This is a genomic window from Sulfuriflexus mobilis, assembly GCF_003967195.1.
In the GTDB taxonomy this organism is placed as follows: Bacteria; Pseudomonadota; Gammaproteobacteria; order AKS1; family AKS1; genus Sulfuriflexus; species Sulfuriflexus mobilis.
Genome location: NZ_AP018725.1, coordinates 887,321 through 900,879, shown reverse-complemented (window position 1 = coordinate 900,879; position 13,559 = coordinate 887,321). Strand labels below are relative to the sequence as shown.

At 54.2% G+C, this 13,559-nt stretch carries 14 protein-coding genes; 9 read left to right on the top strand and 5 right to left on the bottom strand.

The genetic code is table 11. The features are described from left to right. Positions 1-70: 70 nt before the first annotated feature. The 5 genes from EL386_RS04615 to apbC form a co-directional block, all read right to left on the bottom strand. Positions 71-1,291 (bottom strand): RNA polymerase sigma factor, encoded by a 1,221-nt coding sequence (locus EL386_RS04615; RefSeq protein ID WP_126453889.1) that lies wholly within the window; start codon positions 1,289-1,291, stop codon positions 71-73. Positions 1,292-1,296: 5 nt separating this feature from the next. Beyond that, a complete protein-coding gene (locus EL386_RS04610) occupies positions 1,297-1,593 on the bottom strand; it encodes a YciI family protein (RefSeq protein WP_269471115.1) in 297 nt (98 codons plus the stop codon). A 282-nt stretch (positions 1,594-1,875) separates the two neighbouring features. Continuing rightward, positions 1,876-2,478 carry a YdeI/OmpD-associated family protein gene (locus EL386_RS04605; protein ID WP_126453885.1) on the bottom strand — a complete coding sequence of 201 codons (603 nt, stop codon included), beginning with the start codon at positions 2,476-2,478 and terminating at the stop codon, positions 1,876-1,878. A gap of 299 nt (positions 2,479-2,777) precedes the next feature. Further along, positions 2,778-3,344 (bottom strand): dCTP deaminase, encoded by a 567-nt coding sequence (gene dcd, locus EL386_RS04600; RefSeq protein WP_126453883.1) that lies wholly within the window; start codon positions 3,342-3,344, stop codon positions 2,778-2,780. 184 nt (positions 3,345-3,528) lie between these two features. Next, positions 3,529-4,614, bottom strand: a complete 1,086-nt coding sequence (gene apbC / locus EL386_RS04595; RefSeq protein ID WP_126453881.1) for an iron-sulfur cluster carrier protein ApbC — start codon at positions 4,612-4,614, stop codon at positions 3,529-3,531. A gap of 178 nt (positions 4,615-4,792) precedes the next feature. Here apbC and metG point away from each other — a divergent pair, with 178 nt between their 5' ends. The 9 genes from metG to EL386_RS04550 all read left to right on the top strand — a co-directional run bounded on the left by metG (position 4,793) and on the right by EL386_RS04550 (position 13,436). Further along, the gene (metG, locus tag EL386_RS04590) at positions 4,793-6,847 is read left to right on the top strand and encodes a methionine--tRNA ligase (RefSeq protein WP_126453879.1); all 2,055 of its coding nucleotides are present in this window, start codon (positions 4,793-4,795) and stop codon (positions 6,845-6,847) included. Positions 6,848-7,057: 210 nt separating this feature from the next. Further along, complete coding sequence (gene rsxA, locus EL386_RS04585; protein ID WP_172597763.1) at positions 7,058-7,639, top strand: electron transport complex subunit RsxA; 582 nt, start codon at positions 7,058-7,060, stop codon at positions 7,637-7,639. Between the two features lie 10 nt (positions 7,640-7,649). Beyond that, positions 7,650-8,204, top strand: a complete 555-nt coding sequence (gene rsxB, locus EL386_RS04580; protein ID WP_126453875.1) for an electron transport complex subunit RsxB — start codon at positions 7,650-7,652, stop codon at positions 8,202-8,204. After that, the gene (rsxC, locus tag EL386_RS04575) at positions 8,201-9,856 is read left to right on the top strand and encodes an electron transport complex subunit RsxC (protein WP_126453873.1); all 1,656 of its coding nucleotides are present in this window, start codon (positions 8,201-8,203) and stop codon (positions 9,854-9,856) included. Before rsxB ends, rsxC begins: the two co-directional genes overlap by 4 nt. Further along, positions 9,853-10,878: an electron transport complex subunit RsxD gene (rsxD, locus tag EL386_RS04570; RefSeq protein WP_126453871.1), complete on the top strand. Its 1,026-nt coding sequence runs from the start codon at positions 9,853-9,855 to the stop codon at positions 10,876-10,878. Before rsxC ends, rsxD begins: the two co-directional genes overlap by 4 nt. A 1-nt stretch (position 10,879) precedes the next feature. Beyond that, positions 10,880-11,521: an electron transport complex subunit RsxG gene (gene rsxG, locus EL386_RS04565; protein ID WP_172597615.1), complete on the top strand. Its 642-nt coding sequence runs from the start codon at positions 10,880-10,882 to the stop codon at positions 11,519-11,521. Next, positions 11,514-12,203 (top strand): electron transport complex subunit E, encoded by a 690-nt coding sequence (locus EL386_RS04560; protein WP_126453869.1) that lies wholly within the window; start codon positions 11,514-11,516, stop codon positions 12,201-12,203. Before rsxG ends, EL386_RS04560 begins: the two co-directional genes overlap by 8 nt. 109 nt (positions 12,204-12,312) lie before the next feature. After that, entirely contained in the window at positions 12,313-12,951 is a 639-nt protein-coding gene (gene nth / locus EL386_RS04555) for an endonuclease III (RefSeq protein WP_126453867.1), read from the top strand. Positions 12,952-13,004: 53 nt separating this feature from the next. Then, a complete protein-coding gene (locus tag EL386_RS04550; RefSeq protein ID WP_126453865.1) occupies positions 13,005-13,436 on the top strand; it encodes a DUF1841 family protein in 432 nt (143 codons plus the stop codon). Positions 13,437-13,559: the final 123 nt, after the last annotated feature.

The following is a 13,559-nucleotide window of genomic DNA, read 5'->3' as shown; positions in this document are numbered from 1 at the left end:
CCAGCACGCGCCTTTTGCGTGCGATCTTGATTGGCTTGTTATATTTTATTCCTTACTAGACCATCACAGCTCATTTCTTGAGCCTCTCCAATAACACACCTTTAACTATTTCGTTATTTACTCTATCTATCGCACGCTTAAGCAGGTCTCTGGCTTTATCACGTTGACCCAACTGTTCATGTAGTTCGCTTTTCACAAGGAGGTACAAGTAATTTTCCTCAATACCTATCGTGTAATATTCCTCAAGTTCTGTTAATGCCTTGGAAGGTCCCACGACCTTACTAAGTGCATAAATACGATTTAGTTGGACATAGCAATCGGATGTAATAAGTAATAGTCGGTTATATAAGCTTAGTATCGCATTCCAATCGGTTTCTTCAATGCTGTCAGCATCACAATGATGCCCTTGAATGGCTGCTTCTAGCATATATTTACCTGGATCGGATAGTTTGCTTGCTATGGTGAGATGCTTATTGGCTCGAGAAATCAGGCCTTTTGACCACAAACTTCTATCTTGATCTGGCAGAGGGATCAGCGTTTTCCTATCAACCGATCTTGCCGCGACTCTCGCCTCAACAAATAATATCAAAGACAAAAGCCCATGCACTTCAGATTCTAAAGGTAGTAAAACTGACAATCTGTCGGCCAAACGTAACGAAATTGTGGCCATATCATGACGATGATTGGTCGATTCAACGCTGGAAAATGTAGCCTCATTGTACATGATATAGATAGCGGCAAGTATCTGAGGAATGCGTTCACGCACCGCTTTCTCACTAAGCGGAGGAAAACCCTTTTCCCTGAGTTTTCGTTTCGCTCTCAGTAAACGAGATCGGATCGCTTCTTTTTCCAATGAGAAAGTAAAGGCTATTTCTCGCGGTGTTAAACCTCCAAATACACGGAGCATCAACATAACCTGTGAGGACTTGTCTAGAGAATCGTTAGCGCAGTAAAATAATAACGATAACTCTTCCTGATCAATATCAACTTCATCTATATCCCAATGCTGATCTTCTTCAAGTAATTTTAGACGCTTCAAGACATCGGATCTGGAACTTGCCGATCTGGCCTGATCGATATACTGACGAAAGGCAACGGTTCGAAGCCATGCGCCAGGACTATCAGGAAAACCCTCTTTTCGCCAGTGCTGGACGGCACGCTCGAATGCATCTTGTGCACAATCTTCCGCTTTGGATATATCCCCCGTTCTTTTTACAAGAAAGGCAAGTGTACGACTCCATTCCTTTTGGTAGACGTCATTCAGCGCATTTTCAAAAAACGCCTTATCCAAGGTGACTACGTATCATGATTAATATCGGGTCGAACTTCAACTGCACCATAGCCGCATTTTGCATTGGGCACTTTGGCGGCCCATTCGATCGCGGTTTCTATATCTTCACATTCAATCTGATACCACCCAATGATATTTTCCTTAATTTCAGCGAACGGACCATCGTGAACTTCTATCGCTCCGTCATTAACTCTGACGGTTCTCGCTGTGTGCGGATCTTGAATTGCCTGACCGGCTTTAAGAATACCCGCCTTTCCTGCCTCTTCATTAAACTCCCCCATTTTGCTGCATAGGCTTTCCACTCTTCGCTACCAAATTCGGGGCCAGCGCCTGTGTAGGCAGTTAAAATTAATGTATAGCTTTTCATATTGCCTCCATCCGGAATATCAATTAGTAATATAAAGACGGATTACCTTATGCAAGTGCGTCAATATTCAAAATATTTGTACAGTGAAATTTTACGAGACTGATTCTGATAAACTGTGAAGGCACATAACGCTTAGTTAAGGGGTTTCGAGAACAGGCGGTTTTTCGCGCTCTTTGCAAAAAAATGCGTGTTCTCGAAATCCCTCTTGAACTTTTTGTTATGCCTTTTTCCCCTTATTGATGCCAAGGTCAGGCTTCTCTTTGCGGATTAGCTTATCCATGAAATTTTTAAACCTCCTCTGTCTGGTTTCAGGTTTCTTTGCAGATTCCAATCCATAAGAAATTGCGTAGCGATTGGATTTGGTTAGCGTCTCATAGAACTGTTTCGCCTTCGGCATGCTCTCAAGAGCGGCTAGAAAGTCCGCTGGAACCTTCATCTCACTAGTGGTATAGGCGTTTTTCCAACGACCGTCCTCTTTCGCCGCACGAACATGCGCAAGCCCCGGCTCCTTCATCCGTCCCTCAGTTATCAGGCGATCGACATGTTCGGTATTCCTCTTTGACCAATTGCTTCGAGCTTTTCTCGGAGTAATCCGTTGAAGGTAGGCTTGGTCATCGAGCGACTTCTTGACACCGTCAATCCACCCCCAGCACAGCGACTCAATCACGACTTCGTTCCAGTTCACGCTCGGAATCCCAGATCCCTTTTTGAACATCTTGATCAAAAGTTCGCTTTCGGTGGCATGGTTCGCTTGCAGCCACTTACTCAGCTCTTTTGGTGACTTAAAGGTCATCGCTTTAGGTGCATTGGGTTTAGGCATGAAATCAGATTCTCTTGGCATAACAGTTGTTAGGCCGCGTCGTTACTATTGAGTAATAGGCCGCCGCGGCCTATTGTACGAATGACTTACCTTTCCCCAGAGGCTATCTAAAGCATTGCGCTAAATGACTATATAATCAAGCTCCATTAGATTTAGCTAATAAAAAAGCCGGGCATTGCCCGGCTTTTAAATAAAATATCACCCTCACCCTTTTCTCACAGAATCCTACGGCTTCATTGTGAGTACCCTACGACTTCGGCGTCAGGGCACCTCTCAAGCAAGCGAGAGGGTTTGATGTCTCACGTCTTCGGCAAAGTAACCCCTTCCTGCCCCTGGTACTTACCAGCGCGATCCTTGTACGAGGTCTCACATTCCTCATCCGACTCGAAGAACAGTACCTGTGCCACGCCCTCGTTGGCATAGATCTTTGCCGGCAGTGGTGTCGTGTTAGAGAACTCGAGCGTGACGTGCCCTTCCCACTCCGGTTCAAATGGCGTGACGTTGACGATGATGCCGCAACGCGCATAGGTGGACTTGCCGAGGCAGATGGTGAGCACATTACGCGGGATGCGAAAGTATTCAATGGTGCGCGCCAGGGCAAACGAGTTCGGCGGGATCACGCAGACATCGGACTTCACGTCGACAAAGCTGTTTTCATCGAAGTTTTTCGGGTCGACAATGGTCGAGTTGATATTGGTGAAGATCTTGAACTCGTCGGCACAGCGGATATCGTAGCCGTAGCTCGAGGTGCCGTAAGAAACGATGCGACCTGTCTCGTTTTCCTTGACCTGACCCGGCTCGAAGGGCTCGATCATGCCGTGCTGCTCCGCCATGCGGCGAATCCACTTATCTGCTTTGATGCTCATAGCTGCTCTTTAATTAGGAATAAGCTGTCATTTTGTTGGCAGTATTAGACAGGATTGGGGATGTTTTGGCAAAGCATTCACTGTTCCCCCCTCCCTCACCCTCCCCCCGAAGGGGGGAGGGGAACATAAAAAAAGGGACGTCGCCAAAACCCGGCGACGTCCCTTTTTTTAAGCTGTTTCTAAGCTACTGAATAACGATATTCGGGAACTTGCTGGCGTATTCCTTGGCCTGCATGGACATCTTACCGGACACGCGACGGGCGATCTCACGGTAGATCTGGGTAATACGACCATCCGGGTCGGCCACTACGGTGGGCTTGCCGCCATCGGTATCCACGCGAATGGCCATATCCAGCGGCAGGGCGCCGAGGAAGTCGACGTCGTACTGCTCGGACATGTTCATGCCACCACCTTCACCGAAGATGTGCTCTTCATGACCACACTTGCTGCAGATATGGATGCTCATGTTTTCGATAATACCCAGTATCGGCACTTCAACCTTTTCAAACATTTTCAATGCCTTGCGTGCATCCAGCAGGGCGATGTCCTGCGGGGTGGTGACGATCACGGCACCACTGACCGGCACACGCTGGGCCAGGGTCAGCTGAATATCACCCGTGCCCGGCGGCAGGTCGATGATCAGGTAATCCAGATCCGTCCACTTGGTGTCATTGAGCAACTGGTTCAGGGCCTGGGTCACCATCGGGCCACGCCAGATCATCGGGGTCTCTTCATCGACGAGGAAACCGATCGACATGGCCTGCAGGTTGTAGCTGTTAATTGGCTCAAGGGTCTTGCCGTCTTCTGATTCCGGGCGACCACTCACACCGAGCATGCGTGGCTGACTGGGGCCGTAGATGTCGGCATCGAGGATACCGACCTTGGCACCCTCGGCAGACAGGGCCAGCGCCAGGTTGACGGAGGTGGTGGATTTACCCACACCGCCCTTACCGGAGGCGATGGCGATGACATTCTTGATGCCTTCAATCGGCGCAACGCCCTTCTGTGCCTTGTGGGCGGCGATCTTGGTCTCGATATTCACAACCACTTCACTGACGCCGTCCAGGCTGCTGAGTAGTTCTGTGAGCTTGCTACGCAGGGTGTCAAAATAGCCCTTGGCCGGGAATCCAAGCGTGATGCCGAGTGTTACCTTGCCGCCATCAATGGCGATATCCTTGACCAGCTTGGCGCTGACCAGGTCTTTTTCCACGTAGGGATCGATATACTCTTTGAGCTTGGCCTCGATCTGCTCTTTGCTTACATCTGCCATGTCATTTACTCCTGCAAAATCATTGCTAAACCGGCAGTGTCGGGTAACACTGCGGGACTGAATTCGGTTAATATATTAGATTACCATGATATGCCTATTCCAGACAATTCCAGTCGGATATTCCCGACTGTTTTGTTAGGTAATTAGCCAGGAAAATAACAAGAAACCGGTCGAACAGATGCCAGATACCCGAAAAATCCTCGTTACCAGCGCCCTTCCCTATGCCAATGGCAGTATCCACCTCGGCCACCTCGTCGAGTACCTGCAGACCGATATCTGGGCCCGCTTCCAGAAGCTGCGCGGTCACGAGTGCTACTACGTCTGTGCCGACGATACCCACGGCAGCCCGGTCATGCTGCGCGCCGAGAGCGAGGGCATTACCCCGGAACAGCTGATCGCCCGCGTGCGCGAGGAGCACCTGGCCGATTTCACCGGTTTCCACATCGCCTTTGATAACTACCACTCGACCCATTCGCCGGAAAACCAGGCACTGGCCACGGGGATGTATAAGGCACTGGTCGCGGACGACAAGATCACGACCCGCACCATCGAGCAGTTCTACGACCCCGAGAAGGAAATGTTCCTCTCGGACCGCTTTATTAAAGGTGAGTGCCCGAAGTGCCACGCCCAGGACCAGTACGGCGATGCCTGCGAGGTCTGTGGTGCGACCTACGCGCCGACCGAACTGATCAAGCCGTTCTCGGCCCTGTCGGGGGCCAAACCGGTTATGAAGCAGTCCGAGCACTTCTTTTTCAAACTCGGTGATTGCGAGGCCTTCCTGCGCGAGTGGATGGCGGGTGACCGCCTGCCCGTCGAGTCGCGTAACAAGCTCGAGGAATGGTTCGAGGCCGGTCTGAAAGACTGGGACATCTCCCGCGATGCGCCCTACTTCGGTTTCGAGATCCCGGATGCGCCGGGCAAGTACTTCTATGTCTGGCTCGACGCGCCGGTCGGTTACATGGCGAGTTTCAAAAATCTCTGCGACCGCACAGAAGGCCTCGACTTCGACAGCTTCTGGTCGCCGGACAGCGAGGCCGAGTTGTACCATTTCATCGGCAAGGACATCCTCAACTTCCATGCCCTGTTCTGGCCGGCGACCCTGCACTACGCGGGTTACCGCACGCCGACCCGCCTGTGCGTGCACGGCTTTTTGACCGTCAACGGGCAGAAGATGTCGAAGTCACGCGGCACCTTCATTACCGCCAGCAGTTACCTGAAGCATTTAGAGCCTGAGTACCTGCGTTACTACTACGCCGCCAAGCTCAATGACAAGATCGAAGACATCGACCTCAACCTCGAGGACTTCGTTGCCCGCGTCAACAGCAACCTGGTGGGTAAATACATCAACATCGCCAGCCGTGCCGCCGGTTTTATCAGCAAACGCTTTGATGGCAAGCTGGCCGCGGAAATGGATACCGCCGGCGCCACCTTGATCCGCACCCTGCAGGCCGAGGCCGAGGCCATCGCCGAGCGCTATGACAACCGCCAGTTCAGCGAGGCGATCCGCATCATTATGGCGCTCGCCGACGAGGTGAATGAATACATCGCCGAACTCGAACCCTGGAAGATGGTGAAAGACGAGGCCCTGTTGCCCGAGGCACACCGGGTCTGTACCACGGCGATCAACGCCTTCCGCCTGCTGACCCTGTATCTAAAGCCGGTGTTGCCGGTCATGAGCGAACGCGTTGAGGCCTTCCTGAATATTGCGCCCATGGTCTGGTCAGATGCCGGCACGCTACTGGCCGATCACGCCATAAACAAATACCAACACCTTGCCCAGCGCATTGAAAGCACACAGGTAGACGCCATGGTCGAAGACAACAAACAAACCCTCGGCGACAAGCCTACCGAATCCTCACCGACGCGCCATGCCGGTCACCAGCAGCAGGAGCACCCGCCGATCGGCGAGACCATGAGCATTGATGACTTTGCCAAGATCGACCTGCGCGTGGCGCGGATCGTCAAGGCCGAGCACGTTGAGGGCGCCGACAAGCTGTTACAACTGACCCTGGATATCGGCATGGAGACCCGCAACGTCTTTGCCGGGATTAAGTCCGCCTACGCCCCCGAAGACCTCGAAGGCAAGCTGACCGTGATGGTCGCCAACCTCGCCCCGCGCAAGATGCGTTTTGGTCTCTCCGAGGGCATGGTGCTGGCCGCCGGCCCGGGGGGCAAGGACCTGTTCATTCTTGAGCCAAACGAGGGTGCGCAGCCGGGGATGAAGATAAAATAAGGCGTACAACCTGATATCCAGTATTAAACGCAAAGGCCGCAAAGACGCAGAGAACGCAAAGGATACATGAATGCGGGTTCCCTTATCTTTATCCAATATGAGGTGGGGTTATTATCAGTTTTTTCTTTGCGACCTTTGCGTCTTTGCGCCCTCTGCGTTAATTTCAGGACACTGGATAGACACCACTCTACTGGATTTGCGATGGAATCGATAACAGGCTACCTACTCATCCTCGTCAGCACTGTGCTCGTGAACAACTTTGTTCTCGTGCAGTTCCTCGGCCTGTGCCCGTTCATGAGTGTCTCGCGCAAGCTGGAGACCGCCATCGGCATGTCGATGGCAACAACCTTCGTGCTGACGCTGTCCTCGATCAGCAGTTACCTGGTGAATGAATACATCCTCCTGCCGCTCGGGCTTGAGTACCTGCGCATTATTGCCTTTATTCTCGTCATTGCCGCGGTGGTGCAATTTACCGAGATGGTTGTGCACAAGAGCAGTCCGCTGCTCTATCAGGTGCTGGGGATCTTCCTGCCACTGATCACCACCAATTGTGCCGTGCTTGGTGTGGCCCTGCTCAATGTACAAAAGCAACATGCCTTTCTCGAATCCGCCATCTACGGTTTTGGTGCCGCGATCGGTTTCTCGCTGGTGCTGATACTGTTCGCTGCCATGCGCGAACGTATCGCCGCCGCCGATGTACCAAAGCCATTTCGCGGTGCGGCGATTGCACTCATCACTGCCGGTCTCATGTCGATGGCCTTTATGGGCTTCAGCGGCCTGGTGAGGGGTTAACAACAGCAACATGCTCGCCGCCATCCTGACATTACTCGCCATCGCCGCCGTCTTCGGCCTGGTGCTGGGTTATGCCGCCATCCGCTTCAAGGTCGAGTCTGATCCGGTGGTCGACAAGATCGATGCGCTGTTGCCTCAGACCCAGTGTGGCCAGTGTACCTACCCGGGTTGCCGTCCCTATGCCGAGGCCATTGCCAATGGTGAGGCCGAGATCAACCAGTGTCCGCCTGGTGGTGAAGCGACCATCATCGCCCTCGCCGACCTGCTCGGTCGTGACCCCCTACCACTCAATCCGGAACACGGTGAGGTCAAAAAACAAAAAACCGTGGTCATTATCGATGAAAAACTTTGCATCGGTTGCACCCTGTGTATCCAGGCCTGTCCGGTCGATGCCATCCTCGGCGCCGCCAAGCAGATGCACACCGTTATCACCGATGAGTGCACCGGCTGTGACCTGTGTATCCCACCCTGCCCGGTCGATTGTATTTATATCGTGCCGGTAGAGGAAACCGTCGCCGACTGGAAATGGCCCATACCGGAACAGCCTTCCCGGGAGCCCACATGAGTCATGAGACGACAAAGACCTGGGCATTTCCCGGTGGCCTGCATCTGGACGATCACAAATCGATTTCCAATACACACCATGTCACCCGCGCAGAACTTCCCAGGCAACTGGTGTTGCCGCTCTCGCAACACATCGGCAACGCCGCCATTGCCTGTGTCGCGGTCGGTGATCCTGTCCTCAAGGGACAACGTATCGCCAAGGGTGATGGTTATGTCAGCGCGCCCGTGCATGCCCCAACATCCGGAACGGTAACCGCTATAGATGAGCAGCCTGTTCCGCACCCTTCCGGTCTGCATGCACCATGCATCACCATCCGTGTTGATGGCAAAGAGGAATGGATTGAACACTCGGGTTGTGAAGACTACCGGACACTGGATGCCAGCGAGTTGCGTAACAAGATCCGTGAGGCCGGTATCGTTGGTCTGGGTGGTGCCGGTTTTCCGAGTTACATCAAGCTCAACCCCGGCACCAGCGCGGTCGAGACCCTGGTCCTCAATGGTGCCGAGTGCGAACCCTATATCACCTGTGATGACATGCTCATGCGTGAACGTGCCGGTGAGATCATCCAGGGCATGCGTATCATGCAACATGCCCTGCAGGCCAGACACTGTCTGATCGGCATTGAAGACAACAAGATCGAGGCCTTTGCCGCCCTGCGTGAGGCCCTTGCCGAGAACGACGATATTCAACTGGTCCGCATTCCCACCCGTTACCCGGCCGGTGGGGAAAAACAACTCATCTATACGCTGACCGGTAAACAGGTACCCAGTCATGGCCTGCCGCTCGATATCGGCGTGGTCTGTCACAATGTCGGCACGGCCGCGGCCATCTATCGCGCCATCGTCCATGGTGAACCACTGCTGTCGCGCATTATCACCCTCACCGGCTCCGGTATCCCGCAGCCACGTAATCTCGACGTCCTGTTCGGCACAGCCATGTGTGAACTGCTCGAGCAGGTGCATGCCAAAGCCGGTGACATCGGCAAGCTCATTATGGGTGGCCCCATGATGGGTTTCGAGATCACCGATAGCCACGCCCCGGTCATCAAGACCAGCAACTGCCTGCTCGCCGAACACCGACGTGACCTTGTTCAGCCACCGGCGGCAATGCCTTGCATCCGTTGTGGTGACTGCGCCACGGTTTGCCCGGCCCTGCTCCTGCCCCAGCAACTCTTCTGGTATGCGCAGGCCCGCGAATTTGATCGTGTGCAGGATTATCACCTGTTTGACTGTATCGAGTGCGGCTGTTGCAGTTATGTCTGCCCCAGCCATATCCCGCTGGTACAGTATTATCGGTTCGCCAAGACCGAGATATGGCAACAGGAACGCGACAAGCAAAAATCGGATGCCGCACGCCAACGCCACGAATTCCGCCTGGAACGCCTGGAACGGGAAAAGCAGGAGAAGAAGCAACGCCATGCCCGCAAGGCCGAGGCGTTAAAGCCAGCAGGGGCCGACAAAGGTGACATCAAGAACGACCCGAAAAAGGCCGCGATCATGGCGGCACTCGAACGCGCGCAGCAAAAGAAACAACAAAGTCATATACAGCCGAAGAATGTTGACCACCTGACCGAGGCGCAGCAACGCGAGATCGATGAAGTCAATGCGCGCCGTGCCGCGGCACACAAACAGGATCAAGAGCCCTCATCATGACGACCAGCTCACCCCATCTCAGTACCCCCAACAGCGTCAGTCGCCTCATGTTGCACGTTGGCTATGCGCTCATTCCCGGCATCGCCACCTATGCCTGGTTATTCGGTGCCGGGGTCCTCGTGCATATCCTGCTCGCCAGTGTCACGGCCATGACGGCTGAGGCCCTTGTGCTGATGTTGCGCCGACGACCGATGGCCAGCACACTCGCCGATGGCAGCGCGATACTGAGCGCCGTATTACTTGCCCTGGCCATTCCGCCACTGGCGCCCTGGTGGATTACCGTACTCGGTGCCGGCTTCGCCATTCTCTTTGGTAAACAGCTCTATGGCGGAATCGGCTACAATCCCTTTAACCCGGCCATGCTCGGTTACGCCATGTTGTTGATCAGCTTCCCGCTGGAGATGACGCGCTGGCCCGCCGCCCATAGCCTATTGACGCAGGCACCCAGCCTCAGCGACAGCGTCTCGCTGATCTTCGCCAGTGGTGTCTCGATGGATGCCATCAGTGCCGCGACCCCGCTCGATACCCTGAAGACCCAACTTGCCCTGGGCGTCGGCATCGACGCCACCCGCACCGGCGCCGAGACCGGTAAACTGTTCGGGCAGATTGCCGGTGTCGGCTGGGAGGCTATCAATATCGCCTTCCTGCTCGGTGGCCTGTACCTGCTGTTGACACGGCGCATCGCCTGGCAGATCCCGCTGGCCATGCTCGGCAGCCTGGCCTTGCTCGCGACCCTGTTCCACCTTCTCGACCCGCAGCAATATGCCTCACCACTGTTGCACCTGTTTGGTGGCGCGGCCATGCTCGGGGCCTTTTTCATTGCCACCGATCCGGTCAGTGCCTGCACCACACCACGCGGGCGTATCCTGTTTGGCATCGGTATCGGCGTCATCACCTACGCCATTCGAAACTGGGGTGGTTATCCTGATGGCATTGCCTTTGCCGTATTACTCATGAACATGACGGCACCGACCATCGATTACTTTACGCAACCACGTGTCTTTGGCGGAGGCAAGCCGTAAGATGTCGGCCAGGACCGCACTCATGCAACACATGTTGCGTACGGCGCTGCTGTTGGGCCTGTTTGCCATTATCGGTACCGGCCTGGTCGCCTACACCTTTAAGGCGACCGAGCAACCGATCGCCGAGAGCCAGCGCGCTGCCCTGTTACGCAGCCTGCATGCACTGGTTCCCCCGGCCCTGCATGACAATGACCTGTTCACGGACATTATCGAGGTCAGTGATGGCCGCCTTGGCAGCGCTAAACCCATGCGCGTGTTTCGCGCCAGGCAAAAGCAGCAGCCGGTGGCTATTGTCATTGAGACGATCGCCCCGGACGGTTATAACGGTAATATCCACTTACTGGTGGCCATCAAACACAATGGCGAGTTGCTTGGCGTTCGTGTCAGCCAGCACCGCGAGACCCCGGGGCTCGGGGATGCCATCGATGTGGATCGTTCTGACTGGATACAGGGCTTTGTCGGCCGCTCCCTCGACAATCCATCAGCCAATGGCTGGCGGGTAAAAAAGGATGGCGGTGACTTTGACCAGTTCACCGGCGCGACGATCAGCCCACGTGCCGTGGTCAAGGCTGTATTCAGGGTTCTGCAATATTATCGTGAACAGGGCGAGGCCTTGTTTGTAAAGGAGGTAGAGGATGACTGACAGCTACGGAAAACTAAGCCGTAATGGCCTCTGGGATAATAACATCGGTTTCGTGCAACTACTCGGCCTCTGCCCACTCCTCGCGGTCTCATCGACCGTGGTCAATGCCCTGGGTCTCGGCCTGGCGACAACACTGGTGTTACTGGCCTCGAATACCTCGGTATCATTGATCCGAAACCTGGTGCGTCCGGAAATCCGCATCCCGGCCTTTATGATGATCATCGCCTCATTTGTTACCGCGATCGACCTCGCCATGCAGGGCTGGTTGTTTGAACTGCACAAGGTGCTTGGCATCTTCATCCCGCTGATTGTGACCAACTGCGCCATACTCGGCCGCGCCGAGGCCTATGCCTCACGGACCACAGTAGACCGTGCCGCCATGGATGGTTTTATGATGGGCCTGGGCTTTACCCTGGTATTGTTATTACTCGGTGCGCTGCGTGAGGTCCTGGGCCAGGGCACCCTGTTTGCCAATGCCCACCTCATGTTCGGCGAGGTCGCCCGTGACTGGACCATTACCCTCATCGGTGATTACCGCGGCTTCCTGCTTGCCATCCTGCCACCGGGGGCGTTTTTAGGTCTTGGGCTGTTGATCGCGGTGAAGAATATTATTGATGATAGGCTCAAAAAGACCTCAGTTATCATTACCCGTGACAGCATCGCCGAAAGTAAACCGGCCTGAATCCGAATTTTGACGCAGAGAACGCAAAGGCGCAAACCACGCCAGGAATACTTTAAAATAACTTTGCGAACTCTGCGCCTTTGCGACCTTTGCGTTACATACTCGATCTATGAATAAAACAAAACGTACTGAAATCTTCACCCGCCTGCGGGCACAGAATCCAAAGCCCACTACGGAGCTGAATTATCAGAGCCCGTTCGAGTTGCTAATCGCCGTGATCCTCTCCGCCCAGGCCACGGATGTCGGTGTTAACAAGGCCACTGATAAACTCTACCCGGTGGCGAATACGCCCGAGGCCATCCTCGCCCTCGGCGAAAAGGGCCTGAAACAATACATCAAGACCATTGGCCTGTTTAACAGCAAGGCCGCGAATATCATCAAGACCTGTCGGATGCTTATCGAGCAACATGGCAGCGAGGTACCACAGGATCGCGAATCGCTCGAGGCCCTGCCCGGGGTCGGGCGCAAAACCGCCAATGTGATATTGAACACGGCCTTTGGTCAACCAACCATCGCCGTCGACACACATATCTTCCGGGTCAGTAATCGCACCGGTATCGCCCCGGGTAAGAATGTGGTCGAGGTCGAGAAGAAATTAACCAAATTCATCCCGGATGAATTCAAGCTCGACGCCCATCATTGGCTGATCCTGCTCGGACGTTATGTCTGTAAAGCGAGACGGCCTGATTGCCCAACGTGTATCATCGCCGATCTCTGTGAATATCGCCCAAAGACAAAAAGCGATTGATGATCCAGGTAAAATCATCGATCATCCATCCTAAATCATCAATTTGAATAACTATGTTTAGTAACGACCGTAACCAGATGCGTCAGGTGTTTCTCCAGGCTTGGGAAAAATACAATAAAAATCAGGCCTTAGAGCCGATTGAGGAACTGATCGCCGGCATTCTCAGCCAGCATCCGGAATACCAGCCCTTACTGGAGAATGAAGACAAGGCCCTGGCACGCGACTACCTGCCCGAGGCCGGCGAGACCAACCCCTTCCTGCACATGGGCATGCACATCGCCATCCATGAACAACTCAGCACCGACCGGCCGCAGGGGATCGCCGGGCTGTTCCAGCAACTGGTCATGCAGGCCGGTGATCCGCATGTGGCCGAGCACCAGGTCATGGAATGCCTCGGTGAAATGCTCTGGCGTGCCCAGCGCGATGGCCGCATGCCCGATGAACAGGGTTATCTGGACTGCCTGCGCAAACTGCTCAAAAAATAAACAATCCGGGTCACAGGTCCCTTGCGACCCCACTGAACTTTTCCCCCATCGCTGTGTCCTATTTATGACAATACGGTCATGTCTGCACAGACGCAGTAACCGACTGTTAGTATTATTCATTTG